Here is a 21,776-nt window from a genome sequence, read left to right as displayed (position 1 = left end):
AGGAAGTGCTGCTTCACACGGCAGTAGGCGGAGCAAGGCTGAGCACGGGTACGCGTTGAACCGCGCCGAACTGCCCTTGTTTCGGTGCGGCACAGACGACCCGTGGAAATCCGCATTCAGCGTCGGAATCGACGGGGACAAGGACTTCTTGCACTACGCCGGAGAAGACACTCCACCAGCGGCGCATTCGGCAAGAGCCCGGGCAGGCGAGCGCCCCACCGCCGTGGACTGGCGATGCGGTCACAGGGCGGCCGCGATCCGCTCGACGCCAGAACCGGTCAGGGTGCCCAAGCCCGCGGCTCGTCCGGTGGCCACCATGAGCAGGTCACCGAGAGGCCCTCGGACTTCATGTTGTCCCTCGCCCGCCGACCACGCGCAGTCGGTGGCGACCAGCCGTGCGTCGCGGAAGCGTTCGCGGGCGCCGTAGAACCTGCTGGTGCGGACGTGGTCGAGCGCCGCGATCACCGGCTCGACGGGCATCTCCCGCGTGCGTCCGAGTGGCCGCGCGATGTCCTGGCCGTGCACCAGCGCGTCGACCAGCGGGTCCAGCGGGCTGGACCCGAGCGTGCGGTGGGTTGAGCCGGCGGTCGCGCGAAGCTGTGCGACAAGCTCTGCCGGGTCGAAGGTGGCCGCCCGTTCCCGCGCCAGGTTCGAGACCATGCGGTTGAAGTCACCACGCGCCCGGATCGCGCCCCTGATCACGACGAGCAGGGTGGTTCTCGTGGACAGCGTCATGTGGGCGGCGACGTCGTGCACTGTCCATCCGGAGCAGAGGGAGTCCCGCTGCCACTCGTGGTCGTCGAGGCTCTCCAGGAAGTCGGCGAGGCTGAGCCGTTCGTCCCTGGTCCAGGCGAGGATCTCGTCGCGCTGCATGTCGAACTCTCCTTGGGCGAGTGGGTGGTCCGGGGCCGTACGGGATGTCTACGAACGGGACACGGCCGAATGGACACGGTCCCCGGATTTCCTCGCGGGCGTCAGGCTCGGCCCGAGCCGGTCTCCTCGATCGCGGCCAGCCTGCGTCGCAGGAGGGTGCGTTCGGGCTCCGTGCCCGCCAGGTCGAGCGCCTGGTGGTACGCCGCGGCGGCCTCCGCGTGGCGGCCCAGCCGGTGCAGGAGGTCGGCCCGAGCCATCGGGTAGGGGTGGTAGGCGCGCAGCAGCGGTTCGTCGGCCAGCTCGTCGAGCAGCGCCAAGCCCGCCTGCGGGCCGTCGCGCATCGCCACGGCCGCGGCCCGGTTCAGCGCGACGACCGAAGACGGTGTGAGCGCGAGCAGGACGTCGTAGAGCGCCACGATCTGCGGCCAGTCCGTCGTGGCGAGGTCCGCTGCTTCGTCGTGCAAGGCGGCGATCGCGGCCTGCACCCCGTAGGGGCCGGGTGGGCCGCCGGTGAGCGCGACCGGCACCAGCGCACGACCTTCCTCGATCATCGGCCGGTCCCAGCGACCCCTGTCCTGCTCGTCGAGCAGCACGAGCTCGCCGTCCGGGCCGGTGCGGGCGTCGCGGCGCGCGTGGATCAGCAGCATCATCCCGAGCAGCCCGGCCACCTCCCGCTCGGCAGGCAGCAGCCTGCGCAGGACACGGGCCAGCCGGATCGCCTCCTCGGCGAGGTCGAGGCGTTGCAGGTGCGGGCCCGAGCTGGCCGCGTAGCCCTCGGTGAAGATCGAGTACACCACCTGGAGCACCCCGGGCAGCCGCTCCGGCAGCTCGTCCGCCCCGGGCACCCGGAACGGGATCCTGGCTTCCCGGATCTTCTTCTTCGCCCGTGTGATCCGCTTGGCCATCGTCGCCGGTGGCACCAGGAAGGCCCGCGCCACCTCGGGGGTGGTGAGCCCGGCAAGGCAGCGCAGGGTCAGCGCCCCGCGATCCTCGGCCGCGAGCGCCGGGTGGGAGCAGGTGAAGAACAGCTGCAACCGCTCGTCGGGCAGGTCGTCGCCCGCGTCCGTCGCGGGAACGGCGCCCGCCCGGTCCGCCTCCACCTGGAGGACGGCCAGCCTGGCCGCGAGGACCTGGTCGCGCCGCAGCCGATCGACCGCCTTGCGGCGCGCCGTGGTCATCAACCACGCCCCGGGCTTGGGCGGGACACCGTCGACCGGCCAGTGCGCCAGTGCCGCCTCGATCGCCTCGGAGGTCACCTCCTCGGCCAGGTCGAGATCGCCGAAACGGCGGACGAGAGCCGCCAGCAGCCGACCGTGCTCCTCGCGGAACACCGCCTCCACGGACGCCATCGGCGCCTCGCCCGGCCTCCCGGCCGCCGCGGCCCCGCCGCTCACCGCGCTCAGCCCCCGAACTCGGCGACGGGCCGAACCACGATCGAGCCGCCCCCGCGCGCACCGGGGCAGCGGGCGGCCCAGTCCAGCGCGACGTCGAGATCCGGGACGTCGATCACGTAGAAGCCGCCGAGGACCTCACGGGTCTCGGCGAACGGCCCGTCCGTCACGGTCGCCCTGCCGTCGTCACCGACCCGCACCGTCGTGGCGGTGACCAGGTCCGCCAGCGACTCCCCGGAGACCAGGATCCCGGCCTCCCGCACCTGCTTGTCGTAGGCCATCCAGTCCTCGACGTCGCACCCCACGGCTCCGCCGTTCTCGGCGACAGCACCAGCGTTGATCAGCAGCATGTACTTCAAGGTCGGACTCCTTCTGCGTTCCGTCGCGTTCCTGTGCGGCACCGTCGCCGCACGACATCACTACGAACGGGACACAGGCAAATGGACACGCACTCCGAGGACTTTTCAATCCACCCTCGCGGCGGCCGCCGCGCTGTCGCTGTCCCTGACGGCCGGCGCCACCGCTGCCGCCGGGAGAACGTCGAGTGGTTTTGTCGGTCCGAGCCGCATCAAGGCCGCCGCCTTCCCGCGAGAACCCCCGCGGTCATCCACACCCTCGCCACCTGCGACTGGGTCAAGAAGGGTCTGCCGCTCTGCTCACCAGTGACGTGACAAGCAGCGCGTCGATCTGCCCGTCGACGATCTCCTGGATCCGCGGCCGCAGCGCCTCCAACCGGCGCACCGTGAACTCGCCGAGTCCGGCCCGTGCTCGGGCGCGTCCATCGCGATCAGGGTGCGCTCCTCGTCCAGTCGCCGGGACACCGCCTCGCCCTTGGCCAGCTGCGGGAAGTCCGGATGCTGCCGGTCGGCGCTGAACCGCCGGTCGTTCAACACGGTTCGCACGTCTTCGTGGCGGCTGACCACCCAGGCCCACCCGCCGTCGGGCAGACGAACCCGCGAGACCGGATCTCCTCGTACGCCGGTGGCGGCGCGAACGGGCACGTACGGGCCATGGGGAACTCGTGCTTCTCGGCGGTGGTCATGACTCTTCCTTCCGCGACGTCACGGACAGGCGATAGAGGCTGGACAGCGAAAAGCCTTGTGTGAACGGCAGTTGGTCGACCGGGCGACCGGGTTCGGCTCTGGGACGCGGCGGACCAAGGAGCCGCAATGGACCACCGGGAGCGACAACATCGGTAAGTTCAGACTCGCCCCGTCCCCTCACGGGCGAAGTTCGGTTCCGCCGCTTCCAGTCGTGGTACCGAGATGCCCAACCGTCGTGCTTCGGCCAGGGTGTCCCGGCAGACCTCACGCGGCTCCTCGGCGTCGGGGTCGGAGTGCGCCTCGATACTCACGCGCAGGGGCGTGACATGAGCGGTCAGCCAGGCGAGAACGGGGGCCGTCAGCCAGGTGGGCGCGCGGAACAGCAGCACACCGCCCCGGTGACGTCGCAGGTCGATGCCGCGCGCCGTCAGGAGCGGCAGCAGCTCGCGGCCAGCCAGCAACGCCTCGCGCAGGTCGCCCGTCGCCCCGGCCAGTTCTGACAGGGAACCCAGCCGCAGGCCCTGCGAGAACAGGCCGGCATCCGACACGAAATGGACCCACAGCCAGCCGCGGAAGTCAGGCTGCTCCTTGATCCGGAGCCCGGCCTCGCGAAATGCCTGGCGCACGGCCCGCTCCCGGTCGGTCGGGGGTCGGCCGAGGGTGCCGAAGATGACCGACGGACGCAGCAGCCCGCGGAGCACGCCGTCCTCGCCGAAACCGCCACCGGCCTGGGGAAAGCCCCAGGCGATCTGGTCGGCGGGGAGTGCGCCGATCGCGGCGAGCGGCTCGGTCCAGATGTTGCCGAAGACCAGGACCGTGGCCTGGCCGACACGCGGGGACAGGAAGGCCGTCGCCTCCGCGAGGCGGTGGTGCGGCACGCTCAGCACGATCAGGTCGAAGTCGTGGCCCGGCTCCAGCGCCTCGCGGTAGCGCACCGGCCACTTCTGGACGGCCCGCTGTCCCCACACCCGGCGCCGCGCATCGATCAGGTCGAGGTCCACCGCGTCTCCGTACGTCGCCGCGCGGCCTGGCCGGACGTAGTACTCGACGTCATGTCCCGCCTGTTGCAGGGCCCAGCCGTAGATGGTGGCGATCACGCCTCGGCCGAACATCAGGATCTTCACGCTGCACCTCGCGGGGTACGATCGAATTGGAGGTCATCTCCACTTTGTAAAATATGGAGGTCATCTCCATTCGTCAACGCGAGGTAGCGCATGACCGCCGACAAGCCGCTGCGGGCCGACGCCCAACGCAACCGCGATGTCCTGATCGCCAAGGCACGGGAGGTCTTCGACGCCGGCGACTTCTTCGACCTGCGCTTCGATGACTTCGCCCGCCTGGCCGGGGTGGGCACCGGCACGCTGTACCGCCACTTCCCCACCCGGGAGGCACTGGCCGAGGCGGTCTACCACGGGGAAGTCGCGGCGCTGTGCGACCGCGCCCGCCAGCTACAGGCCACGCTGCCCGCGGCGGAGGCTTTGGCGACCTTCCTACGCGGCATGGTCGACCACATAGATGCCCACGAGGGCCTGGCCCGGACGCTGGCCACGCTCATGGCCGATCGCTCGGGTGACCTCGCCGAGGGCAGCCGGGCGCTGGAGCAGGCTGTCACCGACCTGGTGGCCGCAGCCGTGCGGGACGGCACCGTTCGCGACGATGTGGATGCCGGTGCCGTGATGATGGCGCTGCACGGCATCGGCGCGGCCCATGACCGCCCCGGTTGGCGGGCCGAGGCCGACGATGTCATCACCCTCGTGCTGGACGGGCTGCGCCGCCCGCTATGACAAGGTGCGACACGAGGTCGCATGCCGCGAGCGAAGGATCCGGTTGCTGCACCTGTGAAGTTTCAGGATGCGTGCGAGAGCGATGAGGGCGCGGCTCTGCCAGTCCTGACGCTCTCGTCGAACCCCCTGCCTGGTGACACAACAACAGCGGCGTTCAGCGGAAGCCGCGGCCGATGATCGGCACCATCGCCAGGCGTTCGACATCCTCGACGGGACCCCAGTCGCCGATCGGGCCGGCGGGCTCGGCGGGCTGCTCGGGAAACGCGTCGGGGCTTTCGAGGTCCGCCACCAGCCGGTCGATCAACTCCTCGGTCACGTGCGTCATCACGTACAGATGGGCCAAGTGCCTGGCCTCCGCGGTGTCCAGGGTGATGGTGGACAGCGAGTACTTGAAGACGATCTCCTCGTTGGGCTGCTTGAACCGGACGCTTAGCGCCAGCGGCGTGCGCTCGACCCACAGGTCCTCCTGCCGTCGCGCGGCCAGCTCGCTCAGCTTGCGCACGGCGTACCGCGCCACGTGCTCGGCCCGCACGGCCAGCTCGATCTGCGTGGCCTCGGGGTGGCGGGCCAGGTAGTCCCACCACACGATGGGGGAGAAGGCGTTGCGCGAGCCGCCGAAGGTGGTGTCCGGCGATCCCACGTAGGCGGGCAGCGGCGGCGGCTGCATCTCGTACTTGACCTTGGTCATGTAGATCCCGCACGGCCACGGCGCCCCCGGGAACTTGTGCCCGCTGGCCACGATCGAGGAGGTCTCCGGGATGCGGAAGTCGAAGTCCGGTCGGTCCTCCTCCGCCTCAGCGGGCAACGCGCCCGTCCGGATCGCCTTCTCCACGAAGGGCATGTACGTGCCACCGAGCGCCGCGTCGATGTGGAACCAGTAGCCGGCACGCTCGTCGACGAGGTCCTTGCCGTTCCGGCTGCCGTACTTGACGCGACGCCGGTCCAGGCCGTACCGCCGGAAGACGGGCCGGAGCCGTTCCGCGATCGCCCCCACGTCGTCGTAGGCGCCCTTGAACGTGGTGCCGTAGTTGAGCACGAGCAGGATGGGGTGACCGACGCTGGCGAAGAACTCGACCAGCTTCTCCAGCTTGTCGATGTCGATCGCCCCGCTGGGCAGCGACGGGACCTCCGCGGGCCACGGCTCGCCCGCGCTCAACGGGTTGGCGTGCGGATAGCGCTTGGTGCCCACTTCGTAGAAGGTCGGGATGTCCAGCACCCGCACCGCTTTGGCCACGGAATAGTGCGTGTCCTGCGAGTAGAAGGCCACAGGCGTGTAGGCGTTCTCGTTGTCCGGTGGCGTTGTCGCTCGCACCCAGGTGACGCGGTTCCTCTGCCGCCTGCCGTCGTCGCAGTCGGACGGCTCCGGCTCGACCATGAGCGCCTTGCCACCGAGGTAGTCACGAGCGTTCCACAAGCCGTACACGTTGCCCTCGGTGGAGCCCATGGTCAGCACGTAGCCCCAGTAGGACTCCGGGTCGAGCTGCTGGTCGACGACCCGCCTGGGCTGGGCGTTCCACAGCCTGGCGTAGTAGTCGAGCACTGCTTGCTCCACCCACTTGCTGTGCAGGGTGAAGGTGCTGAGGACGAACGGATCGCCGATGTTGTTGGTGTTGTAGTCCAGGAACTCGGCAAGCTCCGCCCGGTAGGCGATGGCCTCGTTCACCTGGTAGCCGAGGAAGTTCGCCTTCTGCGTGGCGAAGTACTGCTTCAGCGTGGCCAACGCGGCCCGCCGCCGGGCCGGGGTCAACCCGTCCGGATCGAGCCGGAAGTCGGCCTCCTCGGGCACCTGGTCTGTCGTGTCGGACGTCGCGCGCACTGGATCGCTCTCCCTGTCGTCGGAGAAATGAGTGATCATCCAGCCTTGCGCATACTCAACAGGCTTCTCCAGGGTCTCTTGGCCCCACCCGTTCGGCCGCCGGGCGTCGCGACAGGCCCGCTCCGGTCAGAGCCAGCCGCGTCGTGCCGCCTGCACCCCGGCCTGGAAGCGGGTCGTTGCGCCGAGCCTGCGCAGGAGCTCGGCCATCCGGCGCACGACCGTGCGCCGGGAGAGGCCCAGCCGCCTCGCGATCGCGTCGTCGGTGGCCCCGCTGGCCATCAGCGTGAGGACCTGCCGCTCCCGGTCGTCGACAACGGGACCGGGACCCGCCGCCGACGCCGGTACGGCCACCTTCCACAGCGTCTCGAACACGTTCGACAGCGCCGTGAGCAGACTGGACGGGCGTATCACCAACGCGACGACGCCGTCTCGGCCTTCCAGCGCGCCACCCACGATCCCGGCGCTCCGGGAACCGGTCTCACCCACGCGCCCCCCGTTTCGCGTTTTGTCACCTTGATGCGAATTGGGAGCGCTCTTTCGCGCAATAAGGCTACAAAACGCGAAAACCCGACCACGCCAGCCAGGCCACGCGTGCACGGAGGAGGCGTGCCACGTCGGGGGATCGGGACGGCTTGCGGGACCGGAGCTAGTGCTGACGACCGTGACGCTCGGAGAGGAGTCAGCCGGTGAAGATCAAGGGTTACCAGTACTTCTGCGGGGAGTGCAGGTTCCGCACGTCCCTGCTGCGCCAGTCGGAGAGCCTGGCGCGGATCGAGGATCACTACGTGACGAAGCACCTCCGGGAAGGGTGGCAGGCCGGGCGGAGGGAGCCCGGCCTGCCAACCGGTTCAGTGCGCGATCTCGACGTTCTCCAGCACACCCAGCGCGTCCGGCACCAGGACCGCCACCGAGTAGTAGGCGCTCACCAGGTAGGACGCGACCGCCTTCTCGTTGATGCCCATGGACCGCACGGACAGGCCGGGCCGGTACTCGTCCGGGATGCCGGTCTGGTGCAGGCCGACGACGCCCTGGGCGTCCTCACCGACGCGCATGGCCAGGATCGAGCTCGTCTGGTGCTCGGTGATGGGGATCTTGTCGCAGGGCAGCAACGGCACCCCGCGCCACGCCTGCGCGGTGGTGCCGTCCACCTGCACCGGCTCCGGGTAGATGCCGCGCTTGTTGCACTCCCGGCCGAACGCCGCGATGGTCCGCGGGTGGGCGAGGAAGAAACGGGTCTTTCGCCTGCGGCACAACAGCTCGTCCAGGTCGTTCGGCGTGGGCGGTCCGCTGTGCGTCGCGATGCGCTGCTGGAGGTCGGCGTTGTGCAGCAGACCGAAGTCGCGGTTGTTGACCATCTCGTGCTCCTGCCGCTCGCGCAGGGCCTCGATGGTCAGCCGCAACTGCTGCTCGGTCTGGTTCATCGGCTCGTTGTAGAGATCGGCGACCCTCGTGTGCACCCGCAGAACGGTCTGCGCCACCGCGAGCTCGTACTCGCGGGGGGCCAGCTCGTAGTCGACGAACGTGCCAGGCAGGTCGAACTCGCCGGTGTGCCCCGAAGCCAGGGCGATCTCGGCCTCGCCCTTCTTGTTCTGGGGCTTGCCCCTGGTGGCAGCGAACGCCTCGACCTGCGCCCGCAGCGCGGGCGACTGCTCCACGAGGCGCTGGAAATCGCCGCGGGACAACGACAGCAGCGTTCCCGGTGTGGTCGCCTTGACGGTGAACCCCCAGCTGCTCTCGCCGAGCAGCGCCTCGTCGCCGAAGTGGTCGCCGTCCACCAGCGTGCCGAGGTTCGAGCTGTCGCCGTACTTGCCCGCGCCGAGCTTGGTGAGGCGGCCGTGCGCCACCAGGAACACGCGGTCGGCTGGCTGGCCCTGCGTGGTCAGCACGTCGCCCGGCTGGAACTCCGACTGCTCGAACCGCTCGGCGAGCGCGGTCAGCACCTCCTGGTCGTCGAAGCCGCGCAGCAGCGGCAGCTCGGCCAGCTCCGGCGGAACGACCTGGACCGTGGTGCCCACGTTGGTGAAGCTGATCCGGCCGTCACCGACGGCGTAGGTCAGGCGCCGGTTGACCCGGTACGTGCCGCCCCTGGCCTCCACCCACGGCAGCATGCGCAGCAGCCAGCGCGGGCTGATGCCCTGCATCTGCGGCACGGACTTGGTCGTCGTCGCCAGGTTCCGCGCCGCGGCGGTACTGAGGCTCAGCTGCCGCTCGGCACTGTGCACGCCGGGTTCCAGGGTCTCTGTCACCGTTCACACCACCAGTTCGTCATCGTTGTGCGAGAAGCGTTGTGCGAGAGGGGAAAGCGCTCACGTCCGGTAGCGCGGGTTGGTGGCGTGCCACTCGTAGCCGCCCGCCATCCACGCGCGCAACCCGCGCATGAACCGCTGGAGCTCCGGGGAAGGCACGGCCAGCAGTTCCCGGTGCCCCGCCTGGAAATCCCGGACGAACTGGTTGTGCAGCTCCACGGTCGCCTCGGTCGCCTCGGCGATCGAGCACTTCCGGTCCGCGGCGATCTGGAGCACCATGTTGCACACGGGGACCTCGTCCGCGGCGTCCTTCGCGACCGAGAACAGGTCGTTGACGAGAACGGTCGCCGTGCCCGCCTGGAACGCGGCGCGGCGGACTCTCGGGTCGTAGAAGAGGTTCGCGGGAAGCTCGTAACCGCCGAGGACGTCCACCAGCGTCATCGACGTGTAGAAGCTGTCGTGGTGCCGCGCGTTGAGGTACTCCCACGCGGTCGGGTAGACGCCGGTGTGCCGCCACGCCGCGTACGCGTCCCAGCTGACGAACATCGAGAACGTCGAGTAGCAGACCCGCTGGACCTGCGCCGGCGTGCTGTGCCGGGTCAGGTGGTCGATCCCCGACCGCAACGAGACGAGGACCCGGTCGCCGCGCAGCGCCGCCTCCAAGGGCCCGGAGAACTCCCCCGAGGGCGGAACCGGGTCCATGGCCGCCATGGCCAGCGCGAGCCGCGGCGGGAGCGCGGTCGGGTCGGCGCCCAGCTCGGTGCTGTCGGCGTAGAGGTCGTCGGCGGCCCACCACGCCGCGTTCAGCTGCGCGGCGATCAGCAACAGGTCGGGGTCGTCGCAGTCGGGGTGGGCCAGCATGACCAGCCGTCCGAACCCGGCCTTGCGGATGCCCTTGAGCTCGTCGTCGGCGAACCCGCAGTCCTTCGCCCACGCGACCAGCCGTTCGTCGACCTCGGCGGCGAGGGCGTCGTTGACGCGCCCCAGGACCGGGCAGTACAGCGGCGGCGCGGTGCCGTCACCCCAGGAGACCGCCGCGTACTCGGGATCGGGCCCCGCGGTCCTGGCGAACCACGGCAGCAGCCTGGCCGCTGAGGTGCCCAGCCCGGACGGCCCGGCCAGCAGCGCGGCCGCGGCCGTCGCGCCGCCCGCCGGGATCGGGCACCCGCGCGGGGGAGGGGGTTCGGACCCGGCGTCCGTGGGGACCTGCTCGGCGGCGGTGTGCGTCATCGCTCCATCCCTGTGGTCGTCAGCGGTGGCCCGACGCGGGCGGGGACCTCGATCCGCGCCGGGCCACCCGTGGTCAGACGCGATCGGCGGCGATGAGCAGGTAGTGAAAGCTGCCCTCGCGGTAGGCGGTGAGGAACGGGCCCTCGATGCCGGTGGCGACCGAGGACTTCGCGCGCAGCTCCCAGTACGGGATGGTGGCCGCGGTCAGGTCGATGACGCTGATGGGCACCAGGTTGTTGGCCTGCATGGCCTTGAAGTACTCGCTGCGCGGGTGGATGTTGCACGTGTAGTGCTGGTCGATCTGGCTGACCGCCTTGGACCGGCCCCCGGTGACGTCGTTGTAGCAGCCGGTGATGGTGACGTAGCGGCCGCCGACCACCAGTTGCCGCGCGTGCTCGGCGAACAACGCGTGCAGGTCCACGTACATCGTGCTCTCGTTGTTCCAGATGGCCTTGCGCGAGGCCGTCTCGAACCCGGTGTCCAGCATGTTCCGGAAGTGGTAGCGCACCTTGTCGGCAACGCCCCGTCTGCGCGCCTCCTCGTTCGCGAAGGCCACCTGCTTCTCGGAGATCGAGACGCCGTCCACCTCGCAGCCGAAGCGGAGGTTGGCCATGATGCTGGAGCCACCGCGCCCGCAGCCCGCGTCCAGCAGCTTGTCCTGCGGCCCGACATCGCCGAGGTGGTCGAGCAGGACGTCGGCCTGCGCGGTCTCCAGGCGGTGCATCTCGTTGATGATCGCCTGGTCGCGGACGTCGGCGGGAGCCTCCAGCACCGCGGGGTCGTAGTCCCCGAGGCCGTAGTGGTGGTGGAAGAGGTTGTCCACCTCGCCGAGCCGGAGGTTGACCGGGTCCGCCTCGGTGTTCCAGTACTCGGCGACGGAACGCTGGTAGGCGCTGCGCAGCACCGGCTTGTCGGTATCGGCGCTCCGCGGCTGGACGGTCGTCATCAGGCGAACTCCCTCGCTTTTTCTTGAGCTGGTGTCGGGCTGGACCGCGCGAGCGTGCGGGGCGGGCGGCAATGCGGCCGAGAATGGACTTGCCCGCTCCGCCGGTGTGGTCGCGGCACATCGCAACAATTTCTCAACACGCGAAATACTGGGCAGGAATCAGTTGTAATGCGGAATCGCTATCGCGTGCCGGGATTTGTGTAATGCGGAATTCGACGTTCATGGCGAAGCTAGCACCGGGTCTTCGGCGGCGTGAAGTCACCTGACCGGGCGACCTGTCACATGTCCACCGGTACGAGTCTTTGCCTGGGTCGCCCACCTGAAATTGCTGAGAGCTGCGCGCACGGTGACAACGAAGCGGCGGTTCCGGCGGCGTGTCGGTCGATGCGCACACAGATGTCGCATACCGGCGAATGCGATGTCGCGGGGAGTGCGGTGACCACTGCTCCACTTGGTCAAGTGGTGTCGTGGAATGTCGTTACCGACCACGCCGGATATCTCCAATTATCTGGAGGCGGTGTCGGGGCCGGCCCTGTGGTCGCGTTCCTGTCGCGCGGGACAGGTGCGGGGGGAGATCCTGATCACAAGATCGCTACGGAGGGTGATGACGGATCGTGATCATGACAGGGGTGCGGCCGTGGGAGCGTGGACACTGCGGGTGATCTCGTGTCCGATTTCCGCCATTGATCGGGTGGGCGGTGTGTGCGTGAGGTGGTGGACTCAGCCTCTTGGCGGCACTCGTCAGTGATCTTCGCTTCGACTCGTTGACGAAGCAAGGATTGAGGTATTTGCCTGATCAGCACGTATCACTTGCCACATGATCAAGACAGGACTCCTGCACACGGACCACCTGGTTCCCGTGCAGGCTCTCGTCGCCGCGCACGCGGCGAAGCATCCCGCCGCCGTCGCGGTGGTGGGCGACGGCCGAGGCTTGTCGTTCGGTGAGCTCGACGCGTGGTCGAACCGCTTGGCGGGGCACCTGCGCGAGCGAGGTGTCACGGCGGAGACCCCGGTCGCGGTGTGCGTGCCGCGGTCAGCGGAGTTCGTCGTGGCGCTGCTCGCCGTGCTCAAGGCCGGCGGTGCCTATCTCACGCTCGACCCGGAGGCGCCCAGCGACCGGACCGCGGCGATGATCGCCGACGCCGGGTGCCCGGTCGCGCTCGTCGTCGCGGCGACGGCCGGGCGGCTCGGAGGCTGCGTCGAAGTCGCCGTCGACGCCGACCTGCCCGTGGCCGGAAACGACCACAGCGCAACGACTTCCGCTGACCAGGCGGCATGCCTGTTCTACACCTCCGGCTCGACCGGCCGCCCCAAGGGCGTGGTCGTGACGCACGGCAACCTCGCCGCGTTCGTCCGCACCCCGCGCTGGGACCACGCCGAACGCCGCGTCACCGCGCTGGTCTCCGCACTCGGTTTCGACGCCGTCACCTACGACCTGTGGCCGACGCTGGCCCGTGGCGGCACGGTCGTCATCCCCTCCAGCGACCGGCTGGACACCCACGTGCTGGCCGAGCTGGTCGCTGAGCACGGCATCACCGACATGTTCCTCACCTCGGTCTGGTTCGCCCAGGTCGCCGCGGTCCAGCCGGACTGCTTCCTCGGTGTCCGGTCCGTGATGGCCGGTGGCGACGTCGTCTCGCCTCAGGCCATGACCGCGGTGATGGAGTCCTGCCCCGGTCTCACCGTCTCGAACGTCTACGGGCCCACCGAGTGCACGACCTTCTCCACCGTGCACGACCTCATCCGCGCGCCGGAGGGCAGCGTGCCGATCGGGATCGGTCTGCCCGGCGTGCGGGTGCGCGTGCTGGACGAGAACCTCATCGAGACCCGGGACGGCGAGGTCGGGGAGATCTACATCGGCGGACCCCAGGTCGCGCGCGGCTACCTGGGGCAGCAGGCGTTGACCGCGACCCGGTTCGTCGCCGACCCCTACGGCCTGCCGGGCTCGCGGATGTACCGCACCGGTGACCTCGCCCGCAGGCGGGCCGACGGTGTGCTGGAGTTCGCCGGTCGCAACGACGACCAGGTCAAGATCCGTGGGCACCGCATCGAACCGGGCGAGGTCGAGGCGGTCGTCGGCGCGCTGCCCGGTGTCACGCAGGCGGCCGTTCTCGTGCGGGACAAGCAGTTGGTCGCCTACGTCGTCGGAGCCCACGACGAGGCCGGGGTCCGCGAGGACCTGGGCCGCGCGCTGCCGGACTACATGGTGCCGTCCGCGATCGTCCTGATGGACCGGTTGCCGATGACCGCCAACGGAAAGCTCGACCGCGCGGCTTTACCGCAACCGACGCGTCCGCAGACCACCGCGGGCCGCGCGCCGACCACCCGCGAGGAACAGGTCATCACCTCGATCTTCGCCGAGGTGCTGGGACTGGCGTCGGTCGGCGTCGACGACGACTTCTTCCACCTCGGCGGCGACAGCATCACCGCGATGCACGTGGTCAGCCGGGCGCGTCGCGAGGACGTGGCGCTGACGTCGCAGGACGTCTTCCGGTACCGGAGCGCCGCCGGGCTGGCCGCCACTGCGGCCAAGGCGGTCGCGCCGCAGGCGGACCTGCTGCACCAGAGCGCGACCGGACCGGTCGGCATGCCGCCGATCATGCACTGGCTGCGCGACCAGCGAGCGGGCGTCGACGAGTTCAACCACGCCGTGCTGCTCGAAACCCCTGCCGACGCGACACAGGACCGGCTCGTCGCGGCGCTGCAAGCCCTGCTGGACCACCACGACGCCCTGCGCATGCGTGTGCCGCGACTCGCCGGTGGCGCGGTCTGGACGCCGCAGATCGTGGCGCCCGGTGAAGTCGACGCCGCCACGTGTCTATCCACTGTGGACATCCGAGGCATCCACGACCTCGCCGAGGTGGTCGACGCCGCCCGCGTCCGCGTGCAAGGCGAGCTCGACCCGCAGACCGGCGCGATGGTGCGCGCGGTGTGGTTCGACGCCGGCGACGCACCCGGACGACTGCTGCTGATGGTCCACCACATCGTCGTCGACGGGGTGTCGTGGCGGATCATGCTGCCCGACCTCGCTCGCGCCTACGCCGGGAAGTCCCTGCTGTGGGGCGGATCGGCGCCATACCGGCAGTGGGTCGAGGAGCTGACCGGGCGGGCGAACGACCCCGCGTTGCTGGACCAGCTCACCGACTGGTGCGCGGTGCTGGACGCACCCGTGCGCCCGTGGTCGCAGCCGCTGGACCCGGCGCGCGACACCATCGGCACCTCCGAAACCCTCACCATCACCCTGCCCGCCGACGTCACCCGCGCGCTGCTCACCGAGGCGCCCGCGCACCTGGGCGGCACGACCGAGGAGGTCCTGCTCACCGCGCTGGCGGTCGCCGTCGGCGCGTGGCGGGGCGATGACACCCTGCTGTTCGACACCGAAAGCCACGGTCGCGGGTCGTCCTCGCTTGAGGTCTCCAGCACGGTCGGCTGGTTCACCAGCATGTTCCCCGCTCGCCTGACCTGCCGCGACACCGCTCCCGCGCGGATGTTCGAGGTCGTGCGCCGCGAGTGGCGCGCCCTGCCCGAGGACACCGCGGGCTACGGCCTGCTGCGCCACCTCAACCCGCAGACCGCCCAGGCGCTCGCGTTCTTCCCGCCACGACCGCTGCTGTTCAACTACCTCGGTCGCTTCTCGATGCCGGGGGAGAGCTGGCCGCTCGCCGCCGAAGCGCCGCTGCTGGGCATCCACCGCGCGGACGACATGCCGCTGTCGCACCTGCTTGAGGTCAACTCGGCGGTCGACGACCGGACGGGGGAGCCCGAGTTCACCGCCACTTGGCGCTGGACGCCCCGCCTGCTGGACCGCGACTCCGTGCAGGAACTGGCCGGGTTGTGGACGCGAGCGCTGGAGCGGCTCGCCGGTGTCCAGTCCCGCCCGGCGGGCGAGGTGTGGCCGGTGTCGCCGTTGCAGGAGGGCCTGCTGTTCCACGCGGCACACGCGAGCGGAGCGCCGGATCCCTATGCGGTGCAGACGTTTCTGGAGCTGAGTGGACCGGTCGACGCCGAGGCGCTGCGCACGGCGCTGAACCAGCTGCTGGTGCTGCACCCCGCGCTGCGGGCCGGGTTCCACCACGACGCCGACGGACGAGCGGTGCAGACCGTCCCGCCCACCACGGAGTTCCCGCTCCAGGTGGTGGACCTGACGCATCTGCCTGCCGCGCGACGCCCGGCGGAGCTGGAGCGCGTCGCGGCGGAGGACCGCGCGCGTCAGTTCGACCTCGCCGCACCTCCCTTGCTGCGCGCGGTTCTGGTGCGCTCCGACACCGAAACGTGGCGGCTGATCCTGAGCTACCACCACGTGCTGATGGACGGCTGGTCCATGCAGGTGATGCTGGCGGATCTCGCGGCGCTGTACTCCGGGGCCGACGTGCCGTCCCGGCCGTCCGGGCGGGCCTACCTCGAAGACCTGCTCGGTCGCGAACGCACGAACGCGCTCACGGCGTGGCGGAACCTGCTGACCGGAGTGGACGAGCCGACGTTGCTCACGCCCGTCCACAGTGGACCCTTTGGGGAGCTTCCCGCTACGGAGACCGTCGCGCTGCCGGAAGACGTGACCACGGCACTGCGGGCACAGGCCCAGCGCGGCGCGTTGTCGCTGAACACGCTCGTGCTCGGAGCGTGGGGCCTCACGCTGGCGCAGCTCACCGGCCGCACCGACGTCGTGTTCGGCACGGTTGTCGCCGACCGTCCGCCGCACCTCGACGGGGTCGAGCAGATGGTCAGCCTGATGAACAACGCGGTGCCGGTGCGCATCGACACCGCCACGCACGACACGTGGGCAGGCCTGCTCGCGGGGTTGCAGGAGCAGCGCACCGAGCTGATGGCCCACCAGCACCTCGGCCTTGCGGAGATCACCCAGGCAACCGGTCTGCGGGAGCTCTTCGACTCCGTCGTGGTCCTGGAGACCTACACGGATGCGTTCATCGCCGAGCTCGGCCGCGGTGTGTCCGTCACGCGGACCCAGGTCAACAACGGCACGCACTACCCGCTGTGCCTGCTGGTCAGCCCCGGCAAGCAGATCACCGTCCGGGTCCAGCACCAGCCCGGCTGGCTCCGCCCCGACGCGGCACGCGCCATCGGACAGCGGCTGCTCGATGTGTTGTCCGCCATGGCGAACAACCTGGAGCGGTCATGCGCGACCCCCGCCCTCACGGCCGCGCCCGCCCCGACGAGCACGGACGTCACCGCTGCTCCTCCTGTGCTCGACCGCATCCGCGCGCACGCGCCCGAGGCGATCGCGATCCGCGACAGCAACGGTTCGGTGACCTACGGCGAACTGGACGAAGCCTCCACTCGACTGGCCCACGTCCTGATCAGCCGCGGCATCCGACCGGAATCCGTGGTGGCGCTGTGCCTGCGCCGAGGCCGTGACGCGGTCACCGCGATGCTCGCCGTGCTCAAGGCGGGCGGCGCCTACCTGCACCTCGACCCGAGACACCCCGCCGAGCGACTCGCCCGCCTGGTCGCCGACACGCGGCCCGCGCTCCTGTTGTCCCATCAGGAGTTCGCGTCTGCATTGTCCGAAGTGGACGAATCGGTGCCGTCGCTGCACTTCGACAGCGCTGACGCGCTGGCGGGATCGGCGACGACCACGCCGGAGGTCGTCGTACGGGACGAGCACCCGGCCTACGTCGTCCACACCTCCGGAACCCAGGGGGTGCCGAAGGCCGTCGTGTTCACCGTCGGCGCGTTGAACAAGCTCGTCGACTGGCACGAGCAGCGGTTCCCGGCCGAGCCGGACGCGGTCACCGCCCAGTTCACCTCGATGGCTTTCGACGTCGCCACCCAGGAGGTCTTCACCGCGCTCGCGGCGGGCAAGACCCTCGCCGTGCCGGACGCGGACACCCGTGCGGACGCCGCGGCGTGGACGAAGTGGCTGCGCGACAACGAGGTCACCGAACTGTTCGCGCCGACCCCGGTGCTCGCCGCGTTGTGCGAGTTCGCCGACGGCGAGCGGGAGACGCTGCCGAAACTGCGGCACATCGTGCAGGCGGGTGAAGCGCTCGTGCTCACCGAGCAGATGCGAGCGCTGTGCGCGGGCAAGGCGTTGCACAACCACTACGGCCCCGCCGAGACGCACGTCGTCACCGCGGTCCACGTCGACGGTGAGCCGGAGAGCTGGCCGCACCGGCCCTCCATCGGCGCCGCCGTGCCGGGCACACGCGTGCACCTGCTCGACGCCGGGCTCGTGCCCGTGCCGGACGGCTTGGTCGGGGAGATCTACCTGGGCGGACCGCAGGTCGCTCGCGGCTACCTCGGGAAGCCCGCGCTGACCTCGTCCCGGTTCGTGCCCGACCCGTACGGTCCGCCCGGATCTCGCATGTACCGCACGGGTGACCTGGCGCGACGTGGGCCGGACGGCTCGTTGGAGTTCCTCGGCCGCAACGACGACCAGGTCAAGATCCGTGGTCACCGCATCGAACCGGCCGAGGTCCAGGCCGCGGTGTCGGCGCTGCCCGGCGTCGTGCAGGCGGCGGTCGTCGCGCACACCGACGAACGCGGCGGCAAGCGCCTGACCGCCTACGTCGTGTCGACCGGGACCGGTGACGCGGCGAGCGTCCGCGAGCAGCTGAGCACCCGGCTGCCGGACTTCATGGTGCCGTCCGCTGTGGTGTTCCTCGACCGCATGCCCCTGACCACCAACGGCAAGGTCGACCGGAGAGCACTGCCCGCGCCGCCCGACCCGGTGGGCGATGTGTCGCGCGAGCCGCGGACCTACGAGGAAACCGTGATCACCAAGGCGTTCGCCGAGGTGCTCGGCGTGCCGGTCGTCGGAGTGGAGGACGACTTCTTCCACCTCGGCGGCCACTCGCTGCTTGCCGCCAGGCTGCTGCAGCGGCTGCGCGACCAGCTCGGGCGTCCCGTCGAGCTCGCCCAGATCATGGCCCTGCCCACCCCGGCCGCTCTGGCCGCCGAACTGTCCTGAGAGGACTCATCGTGACGAACCCCTTCGACAACGACGAATCCCCCTTCCTCGTGCTGACCAACAACGAAGGTCAGCACAGCCTCTGGCCCGCGCACATCGCCGTCCCGGCGGGCTGGGCACAGGCCCACGGCCCTGCTCCCCGCGAGGCCTGCGTGGCGTTCGTCGACACCACCTGGACCGACATGCGGCCGGTGTCGCTGAGGGAGGCCTGATGCGCATCGCCGTCATCGCCGCACTCCCGCAGACCGCGCCACCCCTCGTGGCCGCCGTGCGGGAGCTGGGCCACGAGGTGCCGCTGGTGGTGAGCGCCCGCCGCCCGGCCGACTGGCCGGGCCACCTGCTGAGCGAGCGCGACCTGCCGGACGGCGTCGACCTGGCCGTACCGTCCCGGCCCGCCGCGATCACAGGGCTGCTGTCCGCGTACGCGCCGGACGTCGCTGTGAGCTACGGCTACCCGCGCAAACTGCCGGGGGAGGCGGTGGCCGTGCCGAAGCTCGGCACGGTCAACTGCCACCCGTCCGCGCTGCCGCACTACCGGGGACCGAACCCGGTCGGCTGGGCCGTGCGCAACGGTGAGACGTCCATCGGCGTCACGTGGCACCGCATGGACGCCGAGCTGGACACCGGCGCGATCCTCGAACAGACCCGCATCCCGCTCAGCGACGACGACTGGTCGTTCAGCGGGATCAACACCCGGGTCCTCGGGGCCGCCGTGCCGCTGCTGCCGTCGGTGCTTGCCAAGCTCGCCGACGGGGACACCGGCCAGCGCCAGGACGCCCACGACACCCCGTGGGCGGGGCTCTTCGGCGCCGACTACGCCGAGATCGACTGGAGCGCCCCGGCCCGCGCCGTGCACGACCAGGTGCGCGCGTGGAACATCATGGGCCACAACCCCCGCGTTGACGGACCGGTCGCGGTGCTGGACGGCGCTCGGTGGAAGGTCCGCCGGACCAGTCTCAGCCAGCCGCCGCAAGGGCTCGGTCGGTTGATGCGGTGTGGTGATGGACCGTTGTGGATCACCGCGGCGGATCGCTTGACCTGACGGGCGAACGGCCGTGCCGCGCCACCACCAGTGGTGCGGCACGGCCGCCGTTTCGAGGGTTCAGCTGTGCACCACGGACTGCGGCACCGTCCACAGAGGACTTCTGTGCTCATCCGGATCGCCGGTCCACATCGCTTCCAGCGCGTCGGGCGTCTCGGACAAACGGTCGCCCACCCACGCGCTGTCGAAGCCCATGCGCCCGTGTGGTGCGAAAGCCGACCACCGGCTCCTGCGCTGCCGGGTCACCCGCGCCGCACCCCTGGACGAGCCAAGCGGACGGACCTGACGCGGACACGACGAAGGGGCGCCCGCCGATGGCGAGCGCCCTTCGTTCGGTGTGCGGTGCTCAGACGAGGGTCACTCCGGTGGCCTGCAGACCACGGTTGCCCTGGGCGGTCTCGAAGTTCACCCGGGCGTTCTCGTCGAGGCTGCGGAAGCCGCCACTGTTGATCTCGGAGAAGTGGACGAACACGTCGCTGCCGCCGTCGTCCGGGGTGATGAAGCCGAAGCCCTTGTCGGCGTTGAACCACTTCACGGTGCCCTGAGCCATGGAAATTCCAATCGCTTCGAACTCGCGGCGCCGCTCGATCGAGCGGCCCGGGCTGCAAGCGCGGTGACCAGGAATCCGGTTAACCCAAGACACGCTGACACGCTCGCTCAAAAATCCTTGCGAGCGTCAGAAGACAACGAACACAAAAACCTTCAACCACAACCAGTTGAGCACGCGCCGGGGGCCCCGTCAAGCGAGACCGGGCCCCGCGCGTGTCGCACCACCCGGGCAGGGGTCGCGTAGACTGGGTGCCAAGGGCAGCGACTGCTACCGAGAACACGGCGAAAACGCCGTCCGGATCGATCATCGAGACGCGTCCGAGCCCCTTCCCCGCCCGGCCCTGACCGCGGCGCGGTGTCTTTCCCCGGTTCAGGGGCCTCACGGCGGTCACCACGGTGCCCTCCGTTATTTCCCAAGGAGTCTTCATCACCACCACCTGGCATTCCGCCCGCGGCGCCGTTGCTGCCGCGCCCACTTTCAGCCACCCGGCTGCCGAGGAACCCACGGCCCGCACGGCGACCCGTAGCGCTCCCCAGCGCGTGTGCTTCTCCGCGCGAACGACCGTTTTGCCAACGCGCCGCCCCAGCTGACACAGCTTCCCGTGATCGACCGACCGCCGTCCGCGCGCACAACTTGGCGGGCAGCCCGCCAACCTGTTCCAGCACCGACGTCGGCACGGACATCCACAGCAGCTCGGCGCCGACCTCGGTCGCCAGCCGGATCACGCTGTGCCGCAACAGCTTCGCCACCTTCCGGCGCGCCGTCGACCTCGCGGTGCTGACCGGCTCGGCCAGGATCACCGGCGTCTGTAAGCACGGCACTCGCGTGAACCAGAGCCGCTGCTCGCCATGACCGGTACGGCGGTGATCGTTGTCGAGTCCGTGTTCCCCGCCGCAAGTGGCCTCGCAAGGGGTTGAACCTGACACTGGTGTCAGATTTTACCGTGGCGGCATGGCGAACACAGCGGAGAACAAGCTCTTCGACTACAGCCCCATCACCGAGCGCCCGCCGTTGCACTGGCCCGGTGGCGCCAGGGTCGCGTTCTACGTCGGGCTCAACGTGGAGCACTTCCTCATCGACACCCCTTCCACCAGCCTCTGGCCCGGAACAGCGGACCTGGCCCCCGACCCGCTGAACTACGGCTGGCGCGACTACGGGACCCGCGTCGGCATCTGGCGCACCATCGAAAGCCTTGACCGGCACGGAATCCGGGCCAGCGTGCTGCTGAACTCCGACGTCGCCGTCCACTACCCCCAGATCATCAAGGCCGGACTTGACCGGGACTGGGCCTGGCTCGCGCACGGCAAGACCAACTCCATCCTCCACGCGAACATGGCTCTCGACGACGAACGCGGCTTCCTCACCGACGTCGTCGACACCATCGCCAAGGCCACCGGGAAGCGGCCTCGGGGCTGGATGGGACCGGCGCTGACCGAAACCTTCAACACCCCGGCCTTGCTCGCCGAGCTCGGCCTGGACTACACGCTGGGGTGGACCAACGACGACCAGCCCTACCCGCTGAACGTGCCCGGGATGCTCAGCGTCCCGTACTCGGTCGAGCTCAACGACCTTCCCCTGTTCGGCAAGGGCACCACCGGGCCGGAGTTCGTCCAGATCGTCAAGGACCAGTACGAGCAGCTGCGCGCCGACTCCGAGCGCAGCGGCCGCGTGATGGCGATCGGACTGCACCCCTTCGTGATCGGCCAGCCCTTCCGCCACAAGTACCTCGACCAGGCACTCGAATTCCTCGCCGCACAACCCGACATCTGGCTCACCACCAGCGACGACATCGCCGACCACTACCGCCGCACCGTCATCGAGTCCACATAGGACAGCCGAGGAGCCGGGTGCACGGCTGGTGAGGTTGCGACGAACACCTCGTCAACCACCTCGCCCGCCGTGCGCGTAGCGGACGAGCTGTGCGGTC

The 21,776-nt window shown here is 70.0% G+C and carries 17 protein-coding genes; 6 read left to right on the top strand and 11 right to left on the bottom strand.

Going from position 1 to position 21,776, the window contains the following annotated elements:
- Positions 1 to 240 precede the first annotated feature (240 nt).
- From ACFFQA_RS16800 to ACFFQA_RS16780, 4 genes are all read right to left on the bottom strand, one after another.
- A complete protein-coding gene (locus ACFFQA_RS16800) occupies positions 241 to 873 on the bottom strand; it encodes a maleylpyruvate isomerase family mycothiol-dependent enzyme (protein WP_377852896.1) in 633 nt (210 codons plus the stop codon).
- Positions 874 to 974: 101 nt separating this feature from the next.
- Entirely contained in the window at positions 975 to 2,222 is a 1,248-nt protein-coding gene (locus ACFFQA_RS16795; RefSeq protein WP_377852895.1) for an RNA polymerase sigma factor, read from the bottom strand.
- Positions 2,223 to 2,272: 50 nt separating this feature from the next.
- Complete coding sequence (locus ACFFQA_RS16790; protein WP_377852894.1) at positions 2,273 to 2,623, bottom strand: YciI family protein; 351 nt, start codon at positions 2,621 to 2,623, stop codon at positions 2,273 to 2,275.
- Positions 2,624 to 3,465: 842 nt separating this feature from the next.
- A complete protein-coding gene (locus ACFFQA_RS16780) occupies positions 3,466 to 4,431 on the bottom strand; it encodes a ketopantoate reductase family protein (protein ID WP_377852893.1) in 966 nt (321 codons plus the stop codon).
- A 90-nt stretch (positions 4,432 to 4,521) separates the two neighbouring features.
- On the opposite strand from ACFFQA_RS16780, the gene ACFFQA_RS16775 reads away from it, so the two are divergent.
- A complete protein-coding gene (locus tag ACFFQA_RS16775) occupies positions 4,522 to 5,091 on the top strand; it encodes a TetR/AcrR family transcriptional regulator (protein ID WP_377852892.1) in 570 nt (189 codons plus the stop codon).
- A gap of 154 nt (positions 5,092 to 5,245) precedes the next feature.
- Here the strand turns inward: ACFFQA_RS16775 and ACFFQA_RS16770 are convergent, their stop codons facing one another.
- The 5 genes from ACFFQA_RS16770 to ACFFQA_RS16750 all read right to left on the bottom strand — a co-directional run bounded on the left by ACFFQA_RS16770 (position 5,246) and on the right by ACFFQA_RS16750 (position 11,329).
- On the bottom strand, positions 5,246 to 6,907 hold the full coding sequence (locus ACFFQA_RS16770) for a pyridoxal-dependent decarboxylase (protein WP_377852891.1): 1,662 nt from the start codon (positions 6,905 to 6,907) through the stop codon (positions 5,246 to 5,248).
- Positions 6,908 to 7,033: 126 nt separating this feature from the next.
- The gene (locus tag ACFFQA_RS16765; protein WP_377852890.1) at positions 7,034 to 7,393 is read right to left on the bottom strand and encodes a helix-turn-helix transcriptional regulator; all 360 of its coding nucleotides are present in this window, start codon (positions 7,391 to 7,393) and stop codon (positions 7,034 to 7,036) included.
- 362 nt (positions 7,394 to 7,755) lie between these two features.
- Positions 7,756 to 9,153 carry a family 2B encapsulin nanocompartment shell protein gene (locus ACFFQA_RS16760; protein WP_377852889.1) on the bottom strand — a complete coding sequence of 466 codons (1,398 nt, stop codon included), beginning with the start codon at positions 9,151 to 9,153 and terminating at the stop codon, positions 7,756 to 7,758.
- 60 nt (positions 9,154 to 9,213) lie between these two features.
- Positions 9,214 to 10,383, bottom strand: a complete 1,170-nt coding sequence (locus ACFFQA_RS16755) for a family 2 encapsulin nanocompartment cargo protein terpene cyclase (RefSeq protein WP_377852888.1) — start codon at positions 10,381 to 10,383, stop codon at positions 9,214 to 9,216.
- Positions 10,384 to 10,456: 73 nt separating this feature from the next.
- Complete coding sequence (locus ACFFQA_RS16750; protein WP_377852887.1) at positions 10,457 to 11,329, bottom strand: geranyl diphosphate 2-C-methyltransferase; 873 nt, start codon at positions 11,327 to 11,329, stop codon at positions 10,457 to 10,459.
- A gap of 817 nt (positions 11,330 to 12,146) precedes the next feature.
- Between ACFFQA_RS16750 and ACFFQA_RS16745 the strand changes: the two genes are divergently transcribed.
- The 3 genes from ACFFQA_RS16745 to ACFFQA_RS16735 are packed head-to-tail and all read left to right on the top strand — an operon-like array spanning position 12,147 to position 19,299.
- A complete protein-coding gene (locus ACFFQA_RS16745; protein ID WP_377852886.1) occupies positions 12,147 to 18,257 on the top strand; it encodes a non-ribosomal peptide synthetase in 6,111 nt (2,036 codons plus the stop codon).
- Between the two features lie 11 nt (positions 18,258 to 18,268).
- Positions 18,269 to 18,469 carry an MbtH family protein gene (locus ACFFQA_RS16740; RefSeq protein WP_377852885.1) on the top strand — a complete coding sequence of 67 codons (201 nt, stop codon included), beginning with the start codon at positions 18,269 to 18,271 and terminating at the stop codon, positions 18,467 to 18,469.
- On the top strand, positions 18,469 to 19,299 hold the full coding sequence (locus tag ACFFQA_RS16735) for a methionyl-tRNA formyltransferase (protein WP_377852884.1): 831 nt from the start codon (positions 18,469 to 18,471) through the stop codon (positions 19,297 to 19,299). The genes ACFFQA_RS16740 and ACFFQA_RS16735 overlap by 1 nt, the downstream gene beginning before the upstream one ends.
- A gap of 60 nt (positions 19,300 to 19,359) precedes the next feature.
- Here ACFFQA_RS16735 and ACFFQA_RS16730 read toward each other — a convergent pair whose 3' ends face one another.
- Together ACFFQA_RS16730 and ACFFQA_RS16725 are read right to left on the bottom strand one after the other, a co-directional pair.
- Positions 19,360 to 19,494, bottom strand: a complete 135-nt coding sequence (locus tag ACFFQA_RS16730) for a hypothetical protein (RefSeq protein WP_377852883.1) — start codon at positions 19,492 to 19,494, stop codon at positions 19,360 to 19,362.
- 151 nt (positions 19,495 to 19,645) lie between these two features.
- The gene (locus ACFFQA_RS16725) at positions 19,646 to 19,849 is read right to left on the bottom strand and encodes a cold-shock protein (protein WP_377852882.1); all 204 of its coding nucleotides are present in this window, start codon (positions 19,847 to 19,849) and stop codon (positions 19,646 to 19,648) included.
- A gap of 633 nt (positions 19,850 to 20,482) precedes the next feature.
- On the opposite strand from ACFFQA_RS16725, the gene ACFFQA_RS16720 reads away from it, so the two are divergent.
- Both ACFFQA_RS16720 and ACFFQA_RS16715 read left to right on the top strand, forming a co-directional pair.
- Positions 20,483 to 20,701 (top strand): hypothetical protein, encoded by a 219-nt coding sequence (locus ACFFQA_RS16720; protein WP_377852881.1) that lies wholly within the window; start codon positions 20,483 to 20,485, stop codon positions 20,699 to 20,701.
- Between the two features lie 99 nt (positions 20,702 to 20,800).
- Positions 20,801 to 21,679 carry a polysaccharide deacetylase family protein gene (locus tag ACFFQA_RS16715; RefSeq protein ID WP_377852880.1) on the top strand — a complete coding sequence of 293 codons (879 nt, stop codon included), beginning with the start codon at positions 20,801 to 20,803 and terminating at the stop codon, positions 21,677 to 21,679.
- Positions 21,680 to 21,776: the final 97 nt, after the last annotated feature.

The organism is Allokutzneria oryzae, assembly GCF_042429765.1.
In the GTDB taxonomy this organism is placed as follows: domain Bacteria; phylum Actinomycetota; class Actinomycetes; order Mycobacteriales; family Pseudonocardiaceae; genus Allokutzneria; species Allokutzneria oryzae.
The sequence above is the reverse complement of the archived record's forward strand: the minus strand, read 5'-3'. Positions and strand labels throughout refer to the sequence as shown.

Coding starts and splice junctions, on each gene's coding strand:
- ACFFQA_RS16725 (WP_377852882.1), bottom strand. CDS start 19,849: ATGGCTCAGGGCACCGTGAAGTGGTTCAACGCCGACAAGGGCTTCGGC.
- ACFFQA_RS16730 (WP_377852883.1), bottom strand. CDS start 19,494: ATGGGCTTCGACAGCGCGTGGGTGGGCGACCGTTTGTCCGAGACGCCC.
- ACFFQA_RS16750 (WP_377852887.1), bottom strand. CDS start 11,329: ATGACGACCGTCCAGCCGCGGAGCGCCGATACCGACAAGCCGGTGCTG.
- ACFFQA_RS16735 (WP_377852884.1), top strand. CDS start 18,469: ATGCGCATCGCCGTCATCGCCGCACTCCCGCAGACCGCGCCACCCCTC.
- ACFFQA_RS16800 (WP_377852896.1), bottom strand. CDS start 873: ATGCAGCGCGACGAGATCCTCGCCTGGACCAGGGACGAACGGCTCAGC.
- ACFFQA_RS16755 (WP_377852888.1), bottom strand. CDS start 10,383: ATGACGCACACCGCCGCCGAGCAGGTCCCCACGGACGCCGGGTCCGAA.
- ACFFQA_RS16795 (WP_377852895.1), bottom strand. CDS start 2,222: ATGGCGTCCGTGGAGGCGGTGTTCCGCGAGGAGCACGGTCGGCTGCTG.
- ACFFQA_RS16715 (WP_377852880.1), top strand. CDS start 20,801: ATGGCGAACACAGCGGAGAACAAGCTCTTCGACTACAGCCCCATCACC.
- ACFFQA_RS16745 (WP_377852886.1), top strand. CDS start 12,147: ATGATCAAGACAGGACTCCTGCACACGGACCACCTGGTTCCCGTGCAG.
- ACFFQA_RS16775 (WP_377852892.1), top strand. CDS start 4,522: ATGACCGCCGACAAGCCGCTGCGGGCCGACGCCCAACGCAACCGCGAT.